We start from the raw sequence: 25,463 nt of genomic DNA, 5'->3' as shown, positions 1-25,463 counted from the left end.
AATTTCGCATCAGTATAGGTGACAATAGCGACATTGCGAATCGTAAACAATTAGACAATCGGCTAAAAAAAAGAGGCCTTTAAGGCCCCTTTTTTAGGTAAGTAAACGTACCGCGGATTTTATCTTGCGTTAGTACTTTCGAAGATTTTATCTGCTGATTCAGCCACAAACCCAGTAAATAATTTGCCGTCAGGCTTAGGATAACGTTTAGCGAACTCGTAGAAGCAGCTAGGAATCTCTCGCTCCCCATCACTAAACGCCACGGGGTGCTTATCTGCCAGGGTAGATGATTGCTCTAGCATGACCTCAACCGAACCTTTTATTTCGCCGCCTGCAGTATTCAAGGAAAGACCTGCCGCTTTCACTGCTTGATTGATTTGTTCGATAGAATCAAATTCGCTGAGATGGTTATTGCTTACAGTGAAATGATTCGCTCGGTAGCCCCACGCAGCGACCCAAGCCGCAAACTCGGATTCTTGCAATAACTGCTGATAGGTCGCGTAATCAATGTCCCAATGACGCCCAGAATATAAAAAGTTATCTTGTGTCACTGCATCAACGCTCATATTCGAAACAAGATTTCGAATGGTTTGCTGCAGTGATTCGCTGCACTGCTCAAGTAAAAGCTCTGAAATAAAGACTTTGGGTAAGTCTGGATTTTCTGAGTGCTCAAAATGTTTAGCGTACAGCTTTTTGCCTACGAAATGGTATTCACCACAGGCCTTGTAACCCAACGCCTCAAAATGTGCCGCCAGCGCGTCAAGTCCAATACCAGGTAAGTTGAAAGTACGTAATGCGATGTGATCGTTGATCACTTCTTGCCCTTGCGTTTTGCCAAACAAGTCATGAACGGTAACCGCTGAAGGGGTAACAGCGAGGTAACTTTCCCACAGCTTTTCAAATAATGTATTCACGTTAGTATGCATAAATAAAAACCTTTCTATTCAATATAATATCTTGCAAAGGCGGTTTAACCTTTGCGCCTAGTTCTTTACGCTACAGCCCAATAAAGCGCACATCGCTGGCGTTCATTAAGCCTAATTCAGAGGCCATCTCAGCACTAATTAACAACGTATTGCTTTCATTTTCATACCTGATACAGGGTGTGATAGTGGCGCGAAACTGGCTCACATCTGTGCTGCAAAGCATGTAGTTCTGAGCACCTGAATCCGTCGTTGGTAACTGGCTTTTATCGGTTATCAGCACAGTAGCCAGCTGACTTTGTTGCACTGTACGAATGTTCTTAAGAGCGACTTCTACCGTTGGTCCCGCATCAAATAAGTCCACGTAACCACGATGAAAAAAGCCTTCTTTTTGCAATAATCGAAGTGCCGGCGCCGTTTTTTCATGCACCTGACCGATCACGTTTTGCGCGTCTTTACTTAATAGCGCCACATATATTGGGTGCTTCGGCATCAATTCTGCGATGAATGATTTATCACCCATTCCCACAAGGTAGTCAGCAGTTGGGAAGTCGATACCAAAAAAGTTTGGCTCCAACCATGCCCAAAAAGGTGAGTGACCATTTTCATCAGAAACGCCGCGCATTTCAGCGATAACTAAATCTGAAAAACGCTCTGGATGATTCGCCATGAACAAGTAGCGTACCCGAGACAATAATTGTCCGGCGAAACCACGGCGGAACTTTTCGCGCACAAACAAGGTACAGACCTCTGACGCCCCCGTGTAGTCGTTACACAAGTTAAGTGTCTCTACGACCTTTTTCACCCCTAAGCGCTCTGAATAGTGCACATGACTGGCAATGTGATAATGATAAAACGGCGCATTCAGTCCAACTGCGGCTTCAATGCCGGTAACCCCAATAATCTCTTTGCTTTGAGTATCTTCGAGTACGAACAAATAGTTTTGTTGGCCAGGGGAAGTCACCTGTTCAGTAAAACTTTTTTGAGCACGCGAAATCTTGCTTAGTAATAGCTCATCATTATCAGGCAATGAGGTAAAGCCGTGACCAGACTCGACAGCAATTTGCTTTAATGCCGCAAAATCTGCGGCGCATATAGGGCGAATAACCAGCATGCTAGTTAGCCTTTAACCACTTGCGCAACGGCCAACTCAAAGCGCTGTAAGCCTAATTCAATGTCTTGCTCTGGGATCACCAAAGACGGAGTGAAGCGCACCACATCAGCCCCTGCAATTAGGCACATCAAGCCATGCTCTGCTGCTGCGACTAAAAATGCTTTTGCTCGGCCTTTATATTTTTCATTTAATGCGGCGCCGAGTAACAACCCTTTGCCACGAATTTCAGCGAATACGTGATATTTGTCGTTGATACGCTCTAAGCCTTCACGAAACAAGGTTTCACGCTTCGCCACCCCCTGCAAAACGTCGTCGTGACTAACCACGTCTAATACTGCTTCTGCGACAGCGCATGCCAGTGGGTTACCACCATAAGTTGAGCCGTGCGTACCGATTTTCAAATGCTTGGCAATCTCAGTCGTGGTTAGCATGGCCCCAATAGGGAATCCGCCACCAAGGGCTTTCGCCGTGGTTAAAATGTCTGGTGTTACCCCTAAGTTTTGATAAGCGTACATAGCCCCCGTACGACCAACCCCCGTTTGCACCTCGTCAAAAATCATCAGCGCATTGTGCTTATCGCATAGCGCCCTAACGCCTTTTATAAAATCAGCGTCAGGTGAAATGATACCCCCTTCACCTTGCAGCGGCTCTAGCATTACAGCGCAAGTTTTATCAGAAATGAGCGCTTCTAAGCCGGCTAAATCGTTGTAATCTGCATGTGCAATATCGCCTGGCTTAGGGCCAAAACCATCACTATAGGCGGTTTGGCCGCCCACCGTTACAGTGAAAAACGTACGCCCGTGAAAGCTCTTGTTGAACGAGATAATTTGTGATTTTTGAGCCCCATACACATCCAACGCCCAACGCCGAGCAAGCTTTAGTGCAGCTTCGTTGGCTTCTGCACCTGAATTGGCGAAATACACTTTTTCAGCGAATGTTAATTGCGTGAGTCTTTGGGCTAGGCGCAGCGCCGGCTCGTTAGTCATCACGTTAGAAAGATGCCACAATTTTTGCCCTTGCTCTGTTAAAGCTTGCACTAAAGCAGGGTGACAATGACCCAAACAATTCACCGCAATGCCACCAGCAAAGTCGATAAACTCTTTGTCATTTTGGTCCCACACGCGAGAGCCTTTACCGCGCACTGGAATAATCGCGGAGGGCGCATAGTTGGGCACCATGACGTCATCGAATAATTCTCTGGTTACTTGCATTGTTGCGCTCCTGTAAGGCCTAAAATAATGACGTTGCTAATAAGCATCGTTAAATAATTTACTATTATCGAGGTAAACAGATTAAAATTGCAGTAGCATTATGGTCAAAATGAAAACACTATTTAGCAAATAAACCAAACAAAGTATCAAAATGATAACTAAGCAAGAACAACAACTGTTATCCATCTTGCGTTCCAACGCCAGAGCCAGCATTTCGGATTTAGCGCGAGTGCTAAATCTATCGCGATCCACGGTTCAAAATAGAATGATCAAACTTGAACAGTCCGGCGTCATCAAAGGCTATGCAGTGCAATATGGCAGCGAATACCAAGACAACCTAGTGTCTTCTCATGTATCCATCAAAGTACGCCAAAAGCTCACCGCCAAAACCAATGCAGAACTACGCCAAGTCAGTGAGGTCAGCGAGCTGTATGCCATTAGTGGAGAATATGATCTGATTGCCATTGTTCAGGCCGAATCCCTTGAGCAACTCAGTCAAATTTTGGACAATATTGGTAACCTAGAAGGAGTGGAGCGCACTAATTCGTCCGTTATTTTAGAAACTAAATTTAAGCGTTAGTTTTAGTGAGAATTTGAGTGCTTAATTCAAGTAAGCGCCAAGTGTAATTAAGCGTAAACCCAGCAGCTTAAAGCATTCACTCAATATAAATAATTACCCTTTGTCAGCGGCAAGTATAAAACTATTCTCTTGAATATCTTCAGGCGTAATATTTTTGACCAACTGAAGAAAGCTCATTGTTGCTATGTTCGCCATGTGTTGAATAGAATCGTTCCACACTTTGCCGTGGCCAACGAACATGGTCATGCCTTCCATGGATGAAGAAATAAACAAAGCCACTTTCTGCACCTGCTCAAAATCAAGCCTTGGGTTTAGCCGCATAATGCTATCTTCAAGAGGTACGCGCACGCGAGCGTATATTTCATCCATTAATTTGTCAGCATATTCATCGTGATTTGCTAAGGCCCATAACTCAGGATAAAACGTAGTCGTTGTGGGGTTGCCTAAATCAAGTACGATAAAATTGATAATGGATTTGAGATGCAGCTCAGGATCGTTATTCGTCCCCAATCTTAATCGTTCAAATTCATCCATAAACTCATCAATGCTGTGATCGAGCATATCTTTGAGCAAGTCATTCTTGCTTGGATAGTAATATTGTAAATTTCCCACGCTAATTTGCGCGCCCACAGCAACCTTACGCATAGACAACTTACTATAGCCTTGCTCAATCAATATGGTTTTAGCGGAATTTAGTATCAGTAAAAGAGTTTCTTTACCGCGACGAGACTCCCCTGTCCCCTTCCTAATATTTCTCATTTTATTCAATTAGTTACCTTAATCAGGTGCGCTATCCAATGTGTCTAGTTTTTCCTTAAAATCGATTATAACAGATCATTCCACAAGTCCTGCAAATGCTCGAATGAACGCTCAAAAAACACCCTCATGTAAAAAATTCGTAAAAAACGCTTGGATCAATTGTACAACTGTACTAGTTTAGTACATACGTACTATTTAGCGCATTAATTGTTCAATGCTAAGTCGCATGATTTAGCCAGCGGAATATCAATTACTAGGATCACTCAAATGGTTAGCAAAAAAATACTACTTCTCTCATCACTGCTGTTTTGTTCGGTGAGCCATGCCGAATTACCTAATGACACCGTGCCCAAAGTACTCACGCTTCCCCAGACGCACGGCGAATCGTGGTTGTATGTGCAAGACATGAATTTCTGGGGAATGACCGAGGGCAAGGTGATCATTCTGGACATCGCCAGCAGCACACGTAACTATAAAGGCCAAGTGAGCACAGGGTTTTTCGGCTCGTTTATTCCTTCCACTGAACGCAACGAAATGTACAGCGCCGAAACCTATTACTCACGTGGCACTCGCGGAGTGCGCACAGATGTTTTGTCCGTTTGGGATAACGCCACTCTTACCGTGAAGAATGAAATTGAATTGCCTCACAAGAAGCGCGCTCAAACGGTTTCAGAGAAAAATGCCACTCAGCTAATCGATGAAGACAAGTACATGCTTGTTTTCAACTTTACCCCTGCCACCTCAGTGTCCGTCATCGATATGCTCGAGCACAAAGTCCTCAACGACGTGGACATTCCAGGTTGCAGCTTAATTTATCCCTCTGGTGAACGCGGCTTTAGTACCTTGTGCGCCGATGGATCCATGCTAAGCATTCAGCTAGATGAACAAGGCGAAGTCGCCAGCGAGACCCGCGTTCCGTCGTTTTTCAATGTGGATGAAGACCCGCTTTTCGAAAAATACGCCCGTATCAACAATATCGGTTATTTCCCAACGTTCCATGGCTATATGCAACCCGTGGACCTAAGTGGCGATGTGGCGAAGCCGCAACAGAAGTGGGATCTGCTAAGCGCCAGCGAGCGTGAGCAAAACTGGCGACCTGGTGGGTGGCAAATTATATCAGGACACCCTGATGGACGCGTTTTTGTCTTGATGCACAAAGATGGCGTAAACGGCAGCCATAAAGACGGCGGCACAGAAGTATGGGTGTATGACACCCAGCAACACAAAAAAGTGAAAACCATCCCTCTTGAAACCCATGGCATTTCCCTTGAAATCACCAAAGGTGACAACCCACTTTTAGCTGTCACCAATGCAAACATGATGATCGACGTGTACGACGCAAAAAGTGCAGAGCTACAGCGTACCCTCTCCATTGGTGGTGATAACGCTAACCCCTTCACACTCACGGCTGTGGAGTAACCTTATGCTAATTAACTTATTACTCGGCCTGCTCTGCGTATTTTGGGCAGCCTGCGCCATTCATAAACTCGCTGATATAAATAGCTTCACTCACAACCTAAAACAATACCAATGGGTACCGCACATTCATTCTAATATATTGGTAGTTGGTTTGGTTCTAGTGGAAGCCATATGTGCCACATTATTGCTACTCCCCACCTTTCAGTTAATCGGTTTACTCCTCGCTGGCGCGTTATTACTCGCTTACAGCGGACTTATTGCACTTAATATTTACTCAGGCAATCAAGATTTTGATTGCGGGTGCTTGTTCGGTAGTCAAGAACAACGCCTGAGTGTCAGCCTTTTATGGCGCAACGCAGGCATTTTATTACTTCATGTGATTGCAGCTATAGGTGTGCAATTCGCTACACCTAGCGCATCAGATCTACTCATTAGCATATTGTTTGGCACCGTCACTCTACTTATTGGAGTGATAGCACAGCAACTATTTCGCAACCAATCCCACATCAACGCCGTTAGAAGGTAACTCATTATGTCAAACTTATTCTTATTCACTTTCGCCCTGCTATGGGTACTGGTTATCGCACTTGGTGTCGTAGTTTACGCCCTAGCACGTCAGGTCGGTGTGCTGTACGAACGCGTGGCTCCTGCGGGCGCCCTAGCTATGAATCAACAACTTAAAGCCGGGGATAAAGCCCCTGAAATTTCAGTCAAAACCATCACCAATCAGAAATTGTTTATCGGCAAGCCGACTAAGAAGAGCACCTTACTGTTCTTTTTATCCCCGGATTGCCCAGTATGTAAAGAGTACCTACCTGTCATTATCTCCCTATCCCATGCCGAGCGTTCGCATTTAGACGTGGTATTTGTAAGCGATGGTGATGAACCAGATCATCAGGCTTTTATCAAAGAGAAAAAACTCGAAAACTTCCCTTATGTGCTCTCAGAAGAGGTGGGTAAAAAATACGGTGTGAGCCGCTTACCTTACGCCACCCTTATCGACAAGAGCGGCATTATCTCTTCAATGGGCTTGGTCAATTCTCGCGAACACATCGAAAGCCTGCTCAATGCCCAAGACCTCAATGTTGCATCGATTCAAGAGTTCCTAGAGAAACAAGGAAACAACGAACGCACCCTTTATAAACAGGCTTAACGAGAGACTCTATTATGAAATGGTTTGATAAATTCTTTGAAAATAAAACCCGCAATATCGCCCGCACTAGTTCAAGACGAAGTTTTTTATCCAATGTGGGGAAAGCCGTGGTAGGCGTATCAGTTATTCCAGCCTTACCCGTTGCCAAAGCTGCCGGTGGCGGCGCTTCTGCGGGAGCCCATTACCCTGGCGTAGCGGCGCAACCTAGCACAAATGAAGGTGATCCTGGCGACCCAACCACCTGCGAATACTGGCGTTACTGCGGTATCGACGGCTTTTTATGTTCTTGCTGTGGCGGCTCTCAATCAGCCTGTCCGCCGGGCACTGAAATGTCACCCATCACCTGGATAGGCACCTGCCTTAATCCTGCGGACAACAAGCACTACATCATTTCTTATAACGATTGCTGTGGTAAGGCCGCATGTGGACGTTGCTTCTGTAACCGCAATGAGGATGACACCCCTATGTATCGCGCGTTTTCAAACAACGATACTAACTGGTGTGTGGGCGCATCGAGCGAAACCTATGTTTGCTCAACGGCAATAATCCTCGGCACATCGATTGAGTCATAGTCGGGAGCTTCCCTATGCCTAACACGATTCAATTCAAACACATAACGTCAGCCCTCGGGCTGGCCATAATGTTGTTACAGCCTCAAGTCAGCTATGCAAATGACGCTCATACCAAGATGAAATACACCTTGTTTTGCAGTGGTTGTCATACCGCGGATGGCCGCGGAAGTGGTGATCCGCGCATACCCGACATGCGCAACTTCGTAGGCTATTTTGCCGCCGTTGAAGGTGGCCGTGAATTTTTGATTCAAGTACCTGGCGTGTCAACCGCCCCCTTAAAAAGTAAGGAGTTAGCGCAAATCGTCAACTGGATGCTGCGCTCCTTTAGTGCAGATCAATTACCAGATGACTTCAAACCGTTTGATGAACAAGAGGTGGAGCGATTGCGGCAGTACGTTCTACGTAGCGAATTGGGAGACACGCGCAAAGCGCTGGTTACCCGAATAGAAGAGTACAAAAAAAAATAATTAAACACACTGGATTCGCAACTAGGAGACACCATGAAAACACTAAACTATTCGAGCATATCTACCGCGATCACGCTTGGCCTCGCCAGTATAAGTGGCTTGGCCAGTATTCGCGCCCACGCTGATGTATTAGAAGTCATAGAAGTGACCGCACAAAAACGCACCCAAAGCGTTCAAGAAGTGGGCATTTCAATCACCGCGTTCAGTGGCGATCAAATTGACGCATTAGGCTACGATAACGCCCAAGAAGTGACCGCCATGGCGCCAGGGGTTACAGCCATTCAGCCCAATGGCCCTTCCGCGTTTTACATCAATATTCGTGGTGTGGCGCAGAATGACTTTTCGGGTGATCATCAAGAATCCCCCGTGGCAGTGTACCTAGATGAAGCGTATATCAGTGCCTCTTCAGGGGCAGGATTCCAGTTATTTGACATCGAGCGAGTCGAAATACTCAAAGGGCCACAAGGCACCTTATTTGGCAGAAATGCGACGGGGGGCTTGGTACATTACATATCACGTAAACCCACCGACACCTTCGAAGGATACGGTAAGGTTACCCTAGGCAGCTATAACCAAGTCCTCACCGAAGGTGCCATAGGCGGCGCACTCACTGACACCCTCTTCTCTCGCTTCTCATTCACCACCAATAATCACGACCCCTACATCAACAACACTTTAGGTAAAGATCTCAACAATGGCGACGACTGGGCTGCACGCCTACAGTTTTTGCTTGAAGTCACAGATGACGTGGAATGGTTAGTCAGCGCTAGACGCGGCGAACAAGATATCGACAGCGGTTTTTTTGAACACTCCAGTGCTCGCCTCAATCCAGCCACAGGCTTAGGAGAGCATTTTGACGGGCCTAATTTAACTACCTCAGCTTATCAAGAGCCTGATAACGGCGTGTACACAGGCTCATACGACAGAATTGGCTTTAACAAAGTCGAAAGCCAAGGCGTCACCAGTAATTTACAATGGGATTTTGGCGATATTCTGTTTACCTCCATTACTGATATTTGGAGCTTAGAAAAAGACTATATCGAAGATTCAGACGCCTCCCCGCAAGATTACTACAACTTTTTCCTGCAATCTGATGTTGACCAATTCTCACAAGAATTACGCCTAAATGGCCAAAGTGAGAATACCCGCTGGGTAACCGGCCTTTACTATTTAGATATCGACGGCACCTTTGCCAATGGTGGCGAAGTTCGCGGATTCGTTGACCAGCTTGCTGGTGCAGGGGCAGGCACGGGGCCCGTAACCGGTGGCCCAGTGACGATTTGGACTCCTTTTGATACCACCACAGAAACCTACTCGGTGTTCGCTCAAGTGGAATACGATGTAAATGAACAATGGACGGTGATCGGCGGCTTGCGCTGGGCTAACGAAGAAAAGTCCATTGATTACTCACAAAATTACGTTGAAATCGCCAATGGTAGCAACCCCTCTGCGGCTAATATTGTTAACCCGGATCCCCTGGGATTTGGTGGGCCGCTATTTGTGTTTAATGACGACACCTTCGACTTCGCTAGTCTTGACGATGATTACGTCACCGCTAAAGCCGAAGTCGATTTCAGCCCAGCTAAAGGCACTCTGTTTTATTTAAGTTATAACCGCGGTATTAAAAGTGGCGGCTATAACGCACCGTTGGATATCACCGATTTTCTCGACGGCAACCCAGAAACTGGTGGCCCAGAAGAAATGAAATTCGACAAAGAAACGCTGCACGCCTATGAGTTTGGTATTAAACATCAGCTTAATTCAACTACCCGCGTAAACGGTGCGGTGTATTACTACGACTACGATGATTATCAGGCTTTTCGCTTAGAGGGCCTGACGACTTTTGTTTTCAATACCGGTGCCAGTGTCAGCGGCGCAGAACTTGAAATCACCTCAAACCCTATAGACAACCTCGACTTGTTACTGGGCGTAAGTTACGTCGACAACAACGTTGAAGACGCTTATCAATTACCTAATGGTGATTTAATCGACCGCCGTGCGGTGGTCACCCCAGAGTGGAATATTAACGGCTTAGCCCGCTATGGCTGGCAGCTCGCGGATGGCGAGTTAGCCGCGCAAATTGACTTCGTCTATATGAGCGAACACTACTTTCAATTGAAAAATTCCCCCGTGGGCGAGCAAAGCAGCTATGCCCTTTTCAATGCCCGAGTGTCTTACACCTCTGATGATGGCAAATGGGTATTCGCGGGTTTTGTAGACAATCTATTAGACAAAGAATACCGCGTGATGGCCTTTGATCTAGCTGGCGGGCCCGAAGCAGGTGGTTTTGGCATGGTCGAAAATTATTATGGTAAACCCAGATGGTGGGGACTCAGTGCCACCTATAAATTCGAATAAAGACACAATAAATTAGGAACATTTTATGGCCCTTAAACAAAGCTATATATGTGGTAAAGCTGACTCCCAGCTGATTTACCAAACCATTGGCGAATATTTTGATTACATCAGCCAAAAACATGCAGACAGCGAAGCCTTGGTGGTTGCCCATCAAGACGTTCGTTGGACATACGCCACCCTCAAACAAAAGGTAGACGAGTTAGCCACCGGCCTACTCGCCCTTGGCATAGGAAAGGGCGATCGCGTGGGTATCTGGGGGCCCAACTCTTTTGAATGGACAGTCACCCAATTTGCCACGGCAAAAATTGGTGCGATCATGGTGTGCCTCAATCCTGCTTATCGCTTGCGTGAATTAGAATATGCATTGAACAAGGTTGAGTGCAAAGCGATCGTCTGTGCCGAACAGTTTAAGAGCAGCTGTTACCCAGAAATGTTGCAACAGCTTATACCTGAATTAGCTCGTTGTGACGCCAGCAATATTCAATGTGCTGCCGCACCACACTTACGCAATATCATTAAGATGGGCAACAGCACTGTACCTGGCATGCTCAATTATGAGCGCGTGACCCAAATGGGTGGTGATGCTGAGCGAAATCAAATGGCAACAATTACTAGTCAGTTGCTGCCTGACGATCCCATCAACATTCAATTTACCAGTGGCACTACTGGGCAGCCTAAGGGGGCCACCTTAACCCATTGCAATATTCTCAATAATGGCTTTTTGGCCGGTGAAGGCATGCGCCTAAGCCCTAATGACCGAGTATGTATACCGGTTCCCCTTTATCATTGTTTTGGCATGGTATTGGGTAATTTATCTTGTATCGCCCATGGTGCCACCATGATTTACCCCAACGATGCGTTCGATCCGTTAACCACATTGCAAGTGGTTGAAAAGGAGCGCTGTACTGCATTGCATGGTGTGCCCACCATGTTTATATCAGAGCTCGATCATGCAGATTTTAAGCAATTTGATTTATCTAGCTTACGCACCGGCATTATGGCGGGGTCATTGTGCCCTGCTGAAGTTATGAAGCGGGTGATCAATGAAATGCACATGGAACATGTGCTCATCGGCTATGGGCAAACTGAACTTAGCCCGCTGAATCATTTAACCCTACCAGAAGACCCATTACAAAAACGAGTAGAAACCGTAGGCCGTGTGATGTCTCGCATCGAGGTTAAACTTGTAGATGAATACAACCGGGTAATTCCTATTGGTGAGCGCGGCGAAGTGTGTACACGCGGATATTCTGTGATGCGTGGTTACTGGAACGACCCAATTCGCACAGCTGAAACCATAGATGCAGGCGGTTGGCTGCACTCAGGTGATATTGGCATCATGGATGAAGATGGCTACGTCACCATAGTCGGTCGCAGTAAAGACATGATTATTCGCGGCGGAGAGAATATTTACCCCAAAGAAATAGAAGAATTCTTATACACACACCCTGCCGTACAAGACATACAAGTATTCGGCATCGCCCACACGGACTTTGGTGAAGAGGTATGTGCTTGGATCTGCCTTAAACCTGGCAGCAGCGCTTGTGCCACTGAAATCACTGATTTCTGCAAGAACCAAATCGCCCACTTTAAAATTCCTAAGCACATACGGTTTGTCGAAGAGTTTCCGTTAACGGTGACTGGCAAGGTGCAAAAATTCAAAATGCGCGAAGTCATGGAGCTCGAAATTTCTCAAGTTTCACCTCCATCTTCCCCATCAAAATAGAGGATAGGACATGCAATCATTTTCAATGCTAATAAACGGCGAGCTAGTACAAGGTAATCGCCCGTTAGATATCGTTAATCCAGCCACAGAAGAAGTATTTCAACGCATAACCTGCGCTGATGAAAGTCAGTTCGAGCAAGCCATTGGCGCAGCGAAAGCAGCGTTCCCTCAGTGGCAAACCGTTGATATGCAAACCCGCAGAGACTGCCTTAACAAATTAGCGGATACTTTAGAAGAGCAAACCAATGTTTTCGCCGAGCTACTCACTCAAGAACAAGGCAAACCATTGGCCGAATCTATTGCTGAAGTGGGTTTCAGTTGTGCCTTTATTCGTTATTTTGCTCAAAGTGAATTACCCATTGAAACCTATCAAGATGATGAAACCGCCAAAATAGAACTACATCGCAAACCACTTGGCGTGATCGCAGGTGTGGTCCCTTGGAATTTCCCCTTGATGATAGGCAGCTTTAAGTTGGCGCCAGCAGTGCTGGCTGGCAATACGTTTATATTGAAACCACCTGCTACCACACCTTTGTGCGTACTTAAATTGTCTGAAATATGCCAGCAGATATTCCCTAAAGGCGTGGTGAATATCATTACTGACAACAATGACTTGGGGCATATACTTAGCACCCATCCTGATGTAGCGAAAGTGGCATTTACCGGTTCAACGCCTACGGGCAAAAAGATCATGTCAGCAGCATCGACAACGCTTAAGCGATTGACGTTAGAGCTTGGTGGTAACGACGCAGGCATAGTACTACCCGATGTTGATCCGAAGAAAATTGCCCCTGCTATTTTTGGTACCGCGTTTATGAACTGCGGTCAGGTGTGTATTGCCCTTAAACGCTTATATGTGCATGAAGATATTTACGACGACCTCGTAAGCGAGCTCAGTGAACTGGCGAACAATGCCACTGTGGGCAATGGGCTACATGAAGGCGTTACCTTTGGTCCGATTCAAAACAAAGCGCAATTTATCAAAGTACAAGAGTACCTAACAGATGCAAAAGAAAACGGCGTTATCGCCGCAGGCGGCGAAGTGCTCGACGGCCCGGGCTTCTTTATGCGCCCAACCATAGTGCGTGATGTAACCGATGGCTGCAAAGTAGTAGATGAAGAACCATTCGGCCCTATTTTGCCGGTGATTAAATACAAAAACATAGATGAGGCTGTTGAACGTGCAAACAACTCAGTGTTTGGCCTAGGTGGCTCGGTGTGGTCGAATGATTTGGATAAAGCGTATGACGTCGCCAAACGCTTAGAATGTGGAACCACATGGATAAACCAACACCTCAACTTTGGCCCAACCGTTCCCTTTGGCGGCGCAAAAGAGTCTGGTATCGGCGTTGAATTCGCCCAAGAAGGCTTATTGGAGTACACCCAAGTGCATGTAATTAATATGGCCAAGCAAACGTTTTAGTTTTTATTCAGTAATAGTGCCTCCCCGCCCGGTACTAATACGGGCGGCCTATTCTGCACATCCTTCTTCTAAGCTGATCTCATCTGTTTAAGCACACGTATTTATTGCTATTGACTGACGCTAAGATGACGGGTGTTTATTTTTGAAAAAGCTATCTTCAGCCCTCCCAAAACGAGGCATTTTTTGGTTTCGTCATGATCTGCGTTTACATGATAACCCTGCGCTTGTTGCGCTTAGTGAACAAGTCGATGAGCTATTATGTGTATTTATAATCGACCCACGATGGTTCAAGAGTAGCCATTTTCAGTCGGCGCATATGGGCGATAAACGTTGGGCGTTCCTGCAACAGAGTCTGTCTGAATTACAGCGTCATTTGCAGGAGCAAGGCCAACAGCTGTTCGTACTTGAGGGAGAAACCTTAGAGGTACTTGACGCCCTTATTGGTAGTTATACTCCAGATATAGTCGCCTCAGGTATGCACCCTGGTGTGTATGAGCGCCAGCAGTGGCAAAGAGTAAAACAAGGTAACCCTAATACACTCTTTATTCAGGAAAACGGTCACAGCTTATTTCAACCTGCTACGCTACCGTTTGAAATAGAATACTTGCCCGCAAGCTTCACTCCCTTTAGGAAACGCGTCGAGGATCTGCAAGTAGCAGTTGCTTTGCCAGCCCCGACAGCTCTGCCACCCGCTCCCGATTTAGCTTGGTTATCATCTAAGAACGTAAACCCACCGAAAAAAGCAATTGGGCTTGCCTTCACAGGAGGTGAGGACGCTGCTTTAGCGCAACTTGAGTACACTCTTTTTACCAGCCACAACATTAAAAATTATAAACAAACACGTAACGGTTTGGATGGGTGGGACTATTCCAGCAAGCTATCCCCTTGGCTCGCCAATGGGTGCCTTTCTGTTAGGCAAGTATTCACTGAGCTGAGGCGCTACGAATCAGAATATGAAAAAAATGACTCAACCTATTGGCTTTACTTTGAGCTGCTATGGCGAGAGTACTTTCAATGGCACCTGTTTAAATACCAATCAAAACTATTTCAGTTTTCTGGGACGCAAGACACTCGTCCTTTAACCACCTTCGTCGCTTTACGGTTCGCAATGTGGTGCCAAGGTGAAACGCCTTATCCCATCGTGAATGCCTGTATGAAGCAATTAAATCATACTGGCTACATGTCAAATCGAGGACGCCAGTTAGTCGCTAGTTGCTTGGTAAATGAGCTCGGTGTTGATTGGCGCTTCGGGGCAGCTTACTTTGAACAACAACTTGTCGACTTTGATGTGGCATCAAACTGGGGGAACTGGCAGTACCTTTCAGGTGTAGGCGTAGACCCTAGAGGACATAGACGATTCGATTTAGCCAAGCAGGCGCAACAATATGATCCGAACGGGGAATTTGTGCGCCAATGGGCTGGGGATACATACGTTAGCGGTATAGACCAAACAGACGCGGCAGACTGGCCTCTTGGATAAAGAGCATATCAATGTGGTGTGGTTGAAGCGAGACTTGCGTTTGAGAGATCATCAAGCCTTATTCGCTGCCGCCCAGCAACCGCTGCCGGTGGTCATGATGTACTTATTTGAGCCCTCAGTTATAGCAGATCCGCATTACGATGTACGTCATTGGCGGTTTGTGTGGCAATCCATAGTCGACCTAAACAGCCAACTCGCCGATTACAATGCTCGCATCATTGTATTGTTCGAAGAAGCCCACAGCGTGTTTGCTCAACTTATGCAACGTTTTCATATTGCTGGCGTGTACAGCCATCAAGAAATCGGTCTTGCCTGCACTTACAAACGGGATAAAGCTATCGCGCGCATGTTAGATGCTGAAGGCATAAGCTGGCACGAATACAATCATGGCGGCGTTATCCGTGGTGCTACTCACCGACGTGACTGGGAGCAAAATTGGGATAAGCATATGAATGCACAATGTGCAGATACGCCTCTACATGAAGTCAATTGGCTAACCTTTGCCACCTTGATGACGCTAGATGAAAGCGAAGCATTGCCACAAGAGTACAAAACTCAACGTCCTGCGTTTCAGCTTGGGGGTGAAAAACGCGCTTGGTACACCTTGCATCATTTTCTAAAAGAGCGCGGAAAGGCGTACGCCTATTCAGTTTCTAGCCCGATAAAAAGTAGAACAGCCTGCTCTAGGCTTTCTCCCTATTTGGCTTGGGGAAACATAAGTACTCGCCAAGTTTATCAATCAACTGCATCTAAAAAGCACAAAGATGGGTGGCAAAGGGCTATCAACGCCTTTCGGTCTCGCCTGCACTGGCATTGCCATTTTATTCAGAAATTTGAAAGTGAATCAGACATGGAGTTTCGCCCTGTCAACAAAGCCTACCTTGCTTACGAATATGAGCAAGGTGAACAAAAAGACGCTAACTTACAGGCATGGAAAACAGGTCAAACGGGCATCCCCATCGTGGACGCTTCGATACGCTGTCTGCATCAAACGGGTTACCTTAATTTCCGCATGCGAGCCATGTTAGTGAGCTTTTTGTGTCACCACTTAAATATTGATTGGCGAGAAGGAGCCATTCATTTAGCTCAGCTCTTTTTAGACTTTGAACCAGGGATACATTATCCGCAATTTCAAATGCAAGCGTCAGTAACGGGGACCAACCTTATCCGCTTGTACAACCCGGTCAAACAATCACAAGACAAGGATCCTCAAGGGCAGTTCATCCGCCGCTTTATACCTGAAATTTCTGACCTGCCGGATGCTCTCATTCACACGCCATGGCTACTTACCCCCATGGAATGTCAAATATATGAAGTGGAATTAGGACGAACATACCCGCACCCAATGATTGATCTTGAACAAACCGGTAAGCGAGCAAGGGATACTTTGTGGACGTTTCAAAAACGCGATGACGTTCAACAAGAAACTAAGCGCATTCTCAAGCAACACACCCTGGTAAATCGTCCTAGAAGAATCTGAACCTTCGGCGATAAAAATACAATTTGAGCAAACCTACGATAACTACCTTTTATCGTCGAGAGACTTTCTATTCCCCGCGCATCGCTTCGAGCAGTATTTGACATGCTCCCAGTCTTTTTGCCACTTTTTTCGCCATGAAAAGGGCCGTTGGCAAACGGGGCATATTTTGCTGGGTAGCTGTGTTTTGTTCATGACATGTAGCCGTTAATAACGCCGTTGACGCGGGTGTTCTCGTTCAACAAGGTCGCCTTTTTCTGTCTCGTTTAGCCAAGCTTAACGCAACTAACATGAAACAAAGCATGTCGATTTGATATTTCACAGGAAATAGAGAGGAGAATGCGCAGCTAAACGTCGATTGATGTTTAGCTGCTGATTATTTTTTGAGTATATAACTAACAAATATTACTCAAAGAAGTAACGGAATGTAGCACCAATTGTTCTAGGTTGGTTGGTCGTAAAACCGAGTCGAGCCCGACCTCCACGCTCTCTGTCCAATGACAACAACGCATTTTCATCAAACACATTATTGGCATACAACAAAATTTCGTAATCATCATAGGCTAAACCAAAGCTAAGATTCATGGTGCCGTAGGCATCAAGCACCAAATCTAATTCGGTGGTTTCCTGACCCGTTGCTCCACCAAAGGCCAAACCAGAAACAAACGTGCCCGCACCAGCGACTTGGTCGCTAGGTTGAGTGATTCGATCACCAACGTACTGGTATGAGCCTTGGAAATAAGTGCTATTTGAAGAGAACAAAGGCGAAGCGAGATCGTAAGTAAACGAAATCGAGAAACTTTCTTCAGGCACTGACGCCAACCGGTTGCCATCTTCTACCCCACCGAGTACCGCACCAGAGCCATCAACCACGGTTGAGTCAAATTCTGCTTCTATAATGCTACCGCTAAGAGAGAAGAATAATTGATCTGTGAACTGGCGTGTAAGCTCAAATTCAAGGCCTTGCGTGTGGGCATCAGGCACATTAAACGACACTCGAGAAGAACAAGAGCCTGCATCTAACGTCACCTGTAAGTCTTCGATATCATTGTAAAACGCTGACACGTTTGCGCTCCAGCCGCGGCCAGAAGATTTGAAGCCTAACTCATAGTTGGTTAACTGCTCATCTTCATAATCTTGGAATGAACCAAAAATCGCCTCATCCTGATCAGAACACAAGCTTCTGTTCAATGGATCGTTTACCCCACCTAACCTAAACCCTTCAGAAATCTGCGCGTTAATGTTCACGTTATCGTTCAAGCGATATTGACCAAGAATACGTGACGTAAAGCCATCAGATTCAGTTGCATCGGTTTGATTGTCACCATTGGCGAACAAGCCGCCTGAAATAAACTGACGCTCTTCTTCGTAATCATAAAAACGCGAACCTGCAGTCACTTTAAGATCGTCGTTCACTTGATAATTAACTTCACCGAAAATAGCTAACTGTGTCAGATCGTAAGGCAAGAAAGCGTTGTAAGGAGAATCGACATCAAACCCATTGGCTACCGCCGCTGAAGTACCTGCACCTAAGGTCGCATCGGTAAAGCTATCGTATCCAGGTGTGGGTAGTGTTTGTTTGTACGTTCGGTCAGTTGAAGAATAAAACGCGCCGACTATCCAATCTAACGCGCCGTCATCGTTTGATGCTGCGCGCAGCTCGAACGTGTCTTGCTCCACTTCTGTACGATCGAGTAGGTTCGATGGCAGCGTGACGGCCGCATCAGGGAAACCTAAATCAACACTCACTGAGCCAGACAGTGCGCTCGCATCTCGGCTCACCAGAATATCTCGGTCTGTGTAGCTGTAGACAAAGGTAAAGTCAGCAATCTCAGCTTGATACTCTGCGGTCAAATCAGCTATCAGCGTATCGTCAGAAAAGCCTTCTTCTAATAGTAAGAACTGCTCTCTATCTTTTAATTGTTTCGCTGGCCACGTTGTGGTGTAAGGGTTGGCGAAAATATTGAACGCGTCTTGTCTATTAAAGCCATTTATTTCGAGCTCTTGAAATATGATCCGCGGGGTAATAGTGAGTTTGTCATTTGGGCTGATAACAAACGCCACTCGACCACCGGTTCTGTCTCCGTCGTTAACATCTTCTTTAAACGCATCATCAGGACCGTATGCGTCAATAAAACCCGCATATTCAGTGCGATAAACCACCGCGCGCATAGCGACAGAATCTGAGATAGGCAGGTTTACCATACCTTTCACATTGCCGCCGGTGCCACCGTCTGATACTGAATTCAGGTTCGCTTCAAATTTACCCTCGAACGTGTCTAGTTCAGGTTGATTAGTAATATAGCGTAACGTTCCACCTATTGAGCCTGAGCCAAATAGCGTACCTTGCGGGCCGCGCAGCGTCTCTATACGATTTAAATCAAATAAGTCTAAGTCAGGGGTAAATAACGATAGAGAAATAACACTTTCATCCAAATAAACGCCCACCTGCTCTTTCACGCCCGGCTGGTCACGTACGATTTGCCCTGCAGATACACCGCGCATGGATACTTGGCTTTGTCCGGGGCCAAGATTTTGAATTGCCACACTCGCGACGTTGCGAGCAATATCTTCTAAATTACTAGCACCACTTCGTTCAAAGTCCTTCTGGGTTTGCGCATTGATTGAAAATGGAATATCGCCGATTGACTCTGCGCGCTTTGTCGCCGTGACAATGATTTGCTCTACATCTTCTTCTTGAGCTTTGTTTTGAGCAGCGCTTGTTTGCTGTGCCATCGCCCCTGTACTGATCAGTCCCATCACCGCAGCACTTATTGCGCATAGGCGAAATTTTTGTGTGTTTCGTTTAAACATGTGTCCATCCAGATTGATTGTTGTTTTTTTGTTAATAACCGTCGTGTAATGTGGCAAAAAAAGTTGGGCATTTCTACTGCTTACCGACGATATGTTGTTATTTTTGTAAGTATTGCTGTCCAAACTCAGAATAAAAAACTTAAACCTGAGGTTTGCGCATGAGTATATAAAGCAAGTTTCATTGCTGTGAAAGCCGACCAGAGTGAATTAAAGCCTACAATAGGCTTTGCCAATACTTCGCTCGTATATAACACCGCGCTTTAAATCGATTTATGCAGTGCTGAAGCAGGGGGTCAGAGAGTGAGTGAAAGACTGTTTGGAGATAACAGATTTTGCGTAATTAAAGCTGTGGGAAGACAAATAAGTGTCTTTATCTATCATTTTTACTCACCAACTCACTAGATGAGTAAGCCTAAGAGCAACGCGTGTAGGCAGGGTATAAATCAGCATTTAGCGGCTGGCCCACCGCTGGGAAATCACAGTAAAACTGCCATCTTCGTTCTAACGTATTTTGGGAAAAATCAAACCGATACAAAAAAGCCCTGTAAGAACAGGGCTTTAAATAACTAACATCAACACTCTTTGGTATTAATTAAAACGGAATATCATCGTCGAAATCAAAGTCGGGTTCAGCCATAGGTGCTGGCTTGTTTTGGCCGCCTTGCGGGGCTTGGTTGAAACCTTGATTGCCTTGGCCACCTTGAGGTGCTTGGTTGTAACCTTGGTTAGGAGATTGTTGAAAACCACCTGAATTTTGACCGCCAGAGCGCTGGCCGCCAGCATTTTGACCGCCTTGTGCAGGACGCTGTGCAGGTTGACGCTGCTGCCCTTGGAAACCGCCTTCAGATTGACCGCCGCCTTTACCACCTAACATTTGCATTTGGTCGACAATCACTTCTGTAGTGTATTTGTCTTGGCCTTGCTGATCTTGCCATTTACGGGTTTGCAATTTACCTTCTACGTAAATTTGTGAGCCTTTACGCAAGTATTCGCCAGCCACTTCAGCTAAACGGCGATACATAGTCAGGCGATGCCATTCGGTGCGCTCTTGCATTTGCCCTTGTTGGTCTTTCCAGCTTTCACTGGTCGCGATGCTTAAGTTCGCTACCGCATTACCATTTGGCATATAACGTACTTCAGGATCTTGCCCTAAGTTGCCCACCAAGATGACTTTATTTACGCCTTTGCTCGCCATTTTAACTCCTATTATCTGCCCTAAAACCTAAGGTCTTAAACACTTACAGTTTAAATATCACTTGGTTTTAAGTATGAATATGTCTATTTTTCAATTAATTAGTGATCAATTTTACCGCATTCACGCTAACTCGCGTTAATTTCGCCATTGTTTCGCTATTGTTCCGCAACAGAAGAAATATGAGCCCATCACCACCAAAAGGTTCACCCGCTAAACGAAAGCTCGAACAAAATTGATTTTCACTGTGCCGGTTATTATAACGTGATTTCGCAGATTATTTCTTAAAAATTTAGCCTTGATTAACGTAAAAAGCTGCTTAGCCGTTGACTAAAATATGAGCCTTTTCCAGTGAGAATTGCTTACCATCTGCCTTGATATAGACCACACCCTCATCTGGCACTACCGTCACATCTACCACTCCTTCGAGTGTGGCTAACTGCTCACCAATGGTATCGGCTGAATAACGGGTAAAATCTGGTTTTAGTGTAAAGCGTTTCAAGCGTTCACTGGTACCTAACTTACGTAAACCAAGCCACCATATACCACAGGCACCGCCAGCAATAACGAACACCCACTGGGGGCCAATATACTGACTGGCTAAGCCTGATAATGTACCGCCTAAAAATGCCCCTAAAAACTGAAAGCTGGCGTAAATCCCCATGGCAGAGCCTTTTTTACCCGCTGGGGCAATACTTGACACCATAGCCGGAAAACTTGCTTCTAAGAAATTAAAGCCGGTAAAAAATAGCCAGCCAAATACCATTACCGCAAGCACGGTACTGTGGGAAAAGTGCAAACCGAGTAATGCGCCACCTAGTAATAATATGCACAAACGAATCACGCCCGCTTGGCTCATCCTTTTGGTTAACATCATCAACGCGACTAAGCCAACGACAGAAGCTGCGAGTATGGGTAAATATAGTTGCCAGTGACTTTCTAGCTGCCAGCCTAAAGCACTGAGTAAAATGGGCATTTGTACAAACAAAACCGTGATCATCATATGCAGTAACATCACGCTGATGTTCAAACGGCGTAACTGTGGGTCGAAGAACAAGATTTTCACATCGGTAAGAACAGGTAGGGTATCGCCCTTGGGCGCGTAGTTTATTGCGCTGGGCACCACCCAAATGACCAAAGGTATGCATGAAATAGCGAGTATACCTGTAATAGAAAATATACCGTGCAGACCGTAATTATCCGCAATGACAGGGCCTATTAGCAAGGCTATATAAAATGAAAAACCAATAGCAATGCCGATAATCGCCATCACTTTTGGCCGCTGCTGCTCGCGACTCACGTCCCCAGCTAATGCCATGATGGCACCGGCAATTGCCCCAGCACCTTGCAAAAATCGGCCGATCACAATCCATAACATGCTATCTGCGGTCGCGGCAACACCGCTACCAATAGCAAACATCAGTAACCCGCCAACGATGACAGGTTTGCGGCCAATCTTATCGGACAACACCCCCATGGGGATTTGCAAAATAGCTTGGGTCAAACCATAGCCACCAATAGCTAAACCAAGCATTAGGGCTGAATAATCTGGGTAATGTACCGCGAGTATGGCCAGTACTGGCATCACCATAAACAATCCCAGCATACGCAAGACATAAACAGCGGCCAAAGCCAAAGAGGCGCGAATTTCGGTTCTATTCAAATGAGCAACTAATCAGTTTGAGGTTATCAAGGCGGCGAAGTTTACCACAAAATTATCGCCCTAAACGACAGCAACATTGCAGCTAGCGAGGGGAAAAATAGCACAAGTTCAATGATATGCCCGAGTTTAAAACATCCACTTACATATTTCAGCGGCGATCTAATCAGCGCCATGACGCGTATCTTTATAATCATTAATCATCTGGGTATTGAAAGTATAATTGTTCAACCACATAGAGCTCTTATATCAAGTATGTAATACTCACTCTTTTGAGGACGACTTTGGTCAATAATGGATAAGATAGCTGTACGTGGCGCGCGCACTCACAATCTAAAGAACATCGATTTAGATATTCCTCGAGACAAACTTACTGTCATCACCGGCTTGTCTGGCTCTGGTAAGTCTTCATTGGCATTCGACACCCTTTACGCCGAGGGGCAACGTCGATATGTTGAGTCCTTGTCTGCCTACGCAAGACAATTTTTATCCATGATGGAAAAGCCCGACGTTGATCACATCGAAGGCCTATCTCCAGCAATTTCTATCGAGCAGAAGTCCACCTCTCACAACCCACGCTCAACTGTGGGTACCATCACTGAAATATACGATTATTTGCGTTTGCTTTACGCTCGTGTGGGTGAGCCGCGTTGCCCAACTCACCATGTACCGTTAGATGCACAAACTGTTAGCCAGATGGTTGACCGCGTACTAACCATGCCTGCAGATGAAAAACTCATGCTGTTAGCGCCTGTAGTTCAAGACCGCAAAGGCGAACATGTTAAAACCTTGGAAAGCCTTGCAGCCCAAGGATTTATACGCGCTCGTATTGACGGCGAAGTGTGTGACTTATCAGATCCTCCTGAGCTCGATTTGCATAAAAAACACAACATTGAGGTGGTGGTTGACCGCTTCAAAGTGCGTGAAGACTTAGCACTTCGCTTGGCAGAGTCATTTGAAACCGCGCTGAACTTGTCCGCCGGCACTGCGAAAATAGCCTTTATGGATGACCCGCACAAAGAAGAAGTGGTGTTTTCATCTAATTTTGCCTGCCCCCACTGCGGCTATTCAATGGCCGAACTTGAACCAAGACTCTTTTCGTTTAACAACCCAGCAGGCGCTTGCCAAACTTGTGACGGCTTAGGCACAAGACAGTTTTTCGACCCTCACCGAATTATCAGTAACGACGAGTTAAGCTTGTCAGGCGGGGCGATACGTGGTTGGGATAAGCGCAGTTATTACTACTTCCAAATGCTGCAAGCTGTGGCCGATCACTATAAATTTGATCTGACTACGCCTTTCTCTGAACTTGACGAAAAAGCCAAAGACATCGTGCTACACGGTAGTAAAGGCACCTCAATCAACTTCAAGTACATAAACGATCGCGGCGATATTATGGAACGTAAGCATCCCTTTGAAGGGATTATTCCAAATATGGAGCGCAGATACCGTGAAACAGAATCGAATGCTGTTCGCGACGAATTATCGAAATATTTAAGCCAGCAACATTGTAGTAGCTGTAATGGCACACGTTTGCGCCTTGAAGCACGCAACGTATTTATTGGCGACACACCACTGCCGACCATTACCGATATGTCGATTGCCGAGTCGTTGCAGTTTTTCACTGACATTGAGCTGACAGGTAAACGAGAAAAAATCGCCGATAAGATTTTTAAAGAGATTAACGACCGTCTGAATTTCTTGGTCAATGTTGGTTTAAATTACTTGTCACTTTCACGCAGTGCCGACACATTATCCGGCGGTGAAGCTCAGCGTATCCGCCTTGCCAGTCAAATTGGTGCCGGCTTAGTTGGGGTAATGTACGTACTGGATGAGCCATCAATTGGACTGCATCAAAGAGACAACGAACGCCTACTGACCACGTTAGAGCATTTACGCGACTTGGGTAATACCGTCATCGTGGTCGAGCATGATGAGGATGCTATTCGCGCCGCTGATTTCGTACTCGATATTGGTCCTGGAGCCGGTGTGCACGGGGGCGAAATTGTGGCCCAAGGCACTATTGACGACATCATGAAAAGCGAGCATTCATTAACAGGTAAGTACTTATCTGGGCGTGAAGCAATCGCTATTCCTGAGAAGCGCACTGAAATTGACCAAGATAAATGGATTGAAATGTGCGGCGCCACGGGTAATAACTTACAGGACGTAGATTTACGCATTCCATTTGGTTTAATGACCTGCGTAACCGGTGTGTCCGGTTCAGGTAAATCTACCCTCATTAATGATACTTTTTATCGTATTGCTCATCGTGAGCTAAATGGCGCGACAACCGGTGAGCCCGCACCATACAAAACGATCACTGGCATGGACATGCTCGATAAGGTGGTTGATATTGATCAAAGCCCGATTGGACGCACACCACGTTCAAACCCAGCAACGTATGCGGGTATTTTCACCCCAGTGCGAGAGCTGTTCGCTGGTACGCAAGAAGCGCGTTCACGTGGCTACAAGCCAGGTCGATTCAGCTTCAACGTCAAAGGCGGCCGTTGTGAAGCCTGTCAGGGTGACGGTGTGATTAAGGTCGAAATGCACTTCTTACCTGACGTATACGTACCCTGCGACGTATGTAAGGGTGAGCGTTACAACCGCGAAACATTAGAAATTCAGTATAAGGGTTTAAACATCCATGAAGTACTGGATTTAACCGTAGAAGACGCGCGCAAGTTCTTTGATGTTATTCCTGCGATTGCCCGCAAATTACAAACGTTGATGGATGTCGGTTTATCGTACGTACGTTTAGGACAAGCCGCCACTACCTTGTCAGGTGGTGAAGCCCAGCGAGTCAAACTGGCCAAAGAATTATCTAAACGAGACACGGGCCAAACCCTATACATTTTGGATGAGCCCACCACTGGTTTACATTTCCACGATATAAAACAACTTCTACAGGTATTGCATCGCCTACGCGATCACGGCAATACTGTGGTGGTTATTGAGCACAACTTAGATGTGATCAAAACAGCTGATTGGGTGATTGATTTAGGACCAGAAGGCGGCTCAGGCGGCGGGCAAATCATCGCTCAGGGCACACCAGAACAAGTTTGCGAAGTAGAAATATCTCATACGGCGCGCTTTCTTAAACCTTTGCTATCAGTTTAAACAAGGAATTTA

20 protein-coding genes are annotated in these 25,463 nt (G+C 46.0%); 12 read left to right on the top strand and 8 right to left on the bottom strand.

Annotated features, from left to right (window positions below; genetic code table 11):
* Positions 1-119 precede the first annotated feature (119 nt).
* From PATL_RS00855 to PATL_RS00845, 3 genes are all read right to left on the bottom strand, one after another.
* Positions 120-926 carry a DUF1338 domain-containing protein gene (locus PATL_RS00855; protein ID WP_011573103.1) on the bottom strand — a complete coding sequence of 269 codons (807 nt, stop codon included), beginning with the start codon at positions 924-926 and terminating at the stop codon, positions 120-122.
* Between the two features lie 70 nt (positions 927-996).
* Positions 997-2,037 (bottom strand): arginine N-succinyltransferase, encoded by a 1,041-nt coding sequence (astA, locus tag PATL_RS00850; RefSeq protein WP_011573102.1) that lies wholly within the window; start codon positions 2,035-2,037, stop codon positions 997-999.
* Between the two features lie 5 nt (positions 2,038-2,042).
* Positions 2,043-3,248 (bottom strand): aspartate aminotransferase family protein, encoded by a 1,206-nt coding sequence (locus tag PATL_RS00845; protein ID WP_011573101.1) that lies wholly within the window; start codon positions 3,246-3,248, stop codon positions 2,043-2,045.
* Positions 3,249-3,399: 151 nt separating this feature from the next.
* Here PATL_RS00845 and PATL_RS00840 point away from each other — a divergent pair, with 151 nt between their 5' ends.
* Entirely contained in the window at positions 3,400-3,828 is a 429-nt protein-coding gene (locus PATL_RS00840) for an Lrp/AsnC family transcriptional regulator (RefSeq protein ID WP_011573100.1), read from the top strand.
* A gap of 93 nt (positions 3,829-3,921) precedes the next feature.
* Here PATL_RS00840 and PATL_RS00835 read toward each other — a convergent pair whose 3' ends face one another.
* Complete coding sequence (locus PATL_RS00835; protein WP_011573099.1) at positions 3,922-4,587, bottom strand: TetR/AcrR family transcriptional regulator; 666 nt, start codon at positions 4,585-4,587, stop codon at positions 3,922-3,924.
* Between the two features lie 267 nt (positions 4,588-4,854).
* Between PATL_RS00835 and PATL_RS00830 the strand changes: the two genes are divergently transcribed.
* From PATL_RS00830 to PATL_RS00785, 10 genes are all read left to right on the top strand, one after another.
* Positions 4,855-6,006 (top strand): amine dehydrogenase large subunit, encoded by a 1,152-nt coding sequence (locus tag PATL_RS00830; protein WP_011573098.1) that lies wholly within the window; start codon positions 4,855-4,857, stop codon positions 6,004-6,006.
* A 4-nt stretch (positions 6,007-6,010) separates the two neighbouring features.
* A complete protein-coding gene (locus PATL_RS00825) occupies positions 6,011-6,532 on the top strand; it encodes a MauE/DoxX family redox-associated membrane protein (protein WP_011573097.1) in 522 nt (173 codons plus the stop codon).
* Between the two features lie 6 nt (positions 6,533-6,538).
* A complete protein-coding gene (locus PATL_RS00820) occupies positions 6,539-7,159 on the top strand; it encodes a redoxin family protein (protein ID WP_011573096.1) in 621 nt (206 codons plus the stop codon).
* 14 nt (positions 7,160-7,173) lie between these two features.
* Entirely contained in the window at positions 7,174-7,731 is a 558-nt protein-coding gene (locus PATL_RS00815) for a methylamine dehydrogenase light chain (RefSeq protein WP_011573095.1), read from the top strand.
* Between the two features lie 14 nt (positions 7,732-7,745).
* A complete protein-coding gene (locus tag PATL_RS00810) occupies positions 7,746-8,198 on the top strand; it encodes a c-type cytochrome (protein ID WP_011573094.1) in 453 nt (150 codons plus the stop codon).
* 33 nt (positions 8,199-8,231) lie between these two features.
* The gene (locus tag PATL_RS00805) at positions 8,232-10,556 is read left to right on the top strand and encodes a TonB-dependent receptor (RefSeq protein WP_011573093.1); all 2,325 of its coding nucleotides are present in this window, start codon (positions 8,232-8,234) and stop codon (positions 10,554-10,556) included.
* 25 nt (positions 10,557-10,581) lie between these two features.
* Positions 10,582-12,282: an AMP-binding protein gene (locus PATL_RS00800; RefSeq protein ID WP_011573092.1), complete on the top strand. Its 1,701-nt coding sequence runs from the start codon at positions 10,582-10,584 to the stop codon at positions 12,280-12,282.
* A 10-nt stretch (positions 12,283-12,292) separates the two neighbouring features.
* Entirely contained in the window at positions 12,293-13,705 is a 1,413-nt protein-coding gene (locus tag PATL_RS00795) for an aldehyde dehydrogenase family protein (RefSeq protein ID WP_011573091.1), read from the top strand.
* 142 nt (positions 13,706-13,847) lie between these two features.
* Positions 13,848-15,185: a DASH family cryptochrome gene (locus tag PATL_RS00790; protein ID WP_011573090.1), complete on the top strand. Its 1,338-nt coding sequence runs from the start codon at positions 13,848-13,850 to the stop codon at positions 15,183-15,185.
* Complete coding sequence (locus PATL_RS00785; protein WP_011573089.1) at positions 15,178-16,665, top strand: FAD-binding domain-containing protein; 1,488 nt, start codon at positions 15,178-15,180, stop codon at positions 16,663-16,665. The genes PATL_RS00790 and PATL_RS00785 overlap by 8 nt, the downstream gene beginning before the upstream one ends.
* 42 nt (positions 16,666-16,707) lie before the next feature.
* On the opposite strand, the gene PATL_RS22295 is transcribed toward PATL_RS00785, so the two are convergent.
* From PATL_RS22295 to PATL_RS00770, 4 genes are all read right to left on the bottom strand, one after another.
* Entirely contained in the window at positions 16,708-16,857 is a 150-nt protein-coding gene (locus PATL_RS22295) for a DUF2256 domain-containing protein (protein ID WP_011573088.1), read from the bottom strand.
* Positions 16,858-17,067: 210 nt separating this feature from the next.
* Positions 17,068-19,476: a TonB-dependent receptor gene (locus PATL_RS00780; protein ID WP_011573087.1), complete on the bottom strand. Its 2,409-nt coding sequence runs from the start codon at positions 19,474-19,476 to the stop codon at positions 17,068-17,070.
* Positions 19,477-20,068: 592 nt separating this feature from the next.
* A complete protein-coding gene (locus PATL_RS00775) occupies positions 20,069-20,671 on the bottom strand; it encodes a single-stranded DNA-binding protein (protein ID WP_011573086.1) in 603 nt (200 codons plus the stop codon).
* Between the two features lie 316 nt (positions 20,672-20,987).
* On the bottom strand, positions 20,988-22,331 hold the full coding sequence (locus tag PATL_RS00770; RefSeq protein ID WP_011573085.1) for an MFS transporter: 1,344 nt from the start codon (positions 22,329-22,331) through the stop codon (positions 20,988-20,990).
* 291 nt (positions 22,332-22,622) lie between these two features.
* Between PATL_RS00770 and uvrA the strand changes: the two genes are divergently transcribed.
* Entirely contained in the window at positions 22,623-25,451 is a 2,829-nt protein-coding gene (gene uvrA / locus PATL_RS00765) for an excinuclease ABC subunit UvrA (RefSeq protein ID WP_011573084.1), read from the top strand.
* The last annotated feature ends 12 nt before the right edge of the window (positions 25,452-25,463 follow it).

Origin of the sequence: Paraglaciecola sp. T6c, from assembly GCF_000014225.1 — a bacterium.
Taxonomy (GTDB): Bacteria; Pseudomonadota; Gammaproteobacteria; order Enterobacterales; family Alteromonadaceae; genus Paraglaciecola; species Paraglaciecola atlantica_A.
Note: the sequence above shows the minus strand (reverse complement) of the source record. Positions and strands in the feature narration are given on the sequence as shown.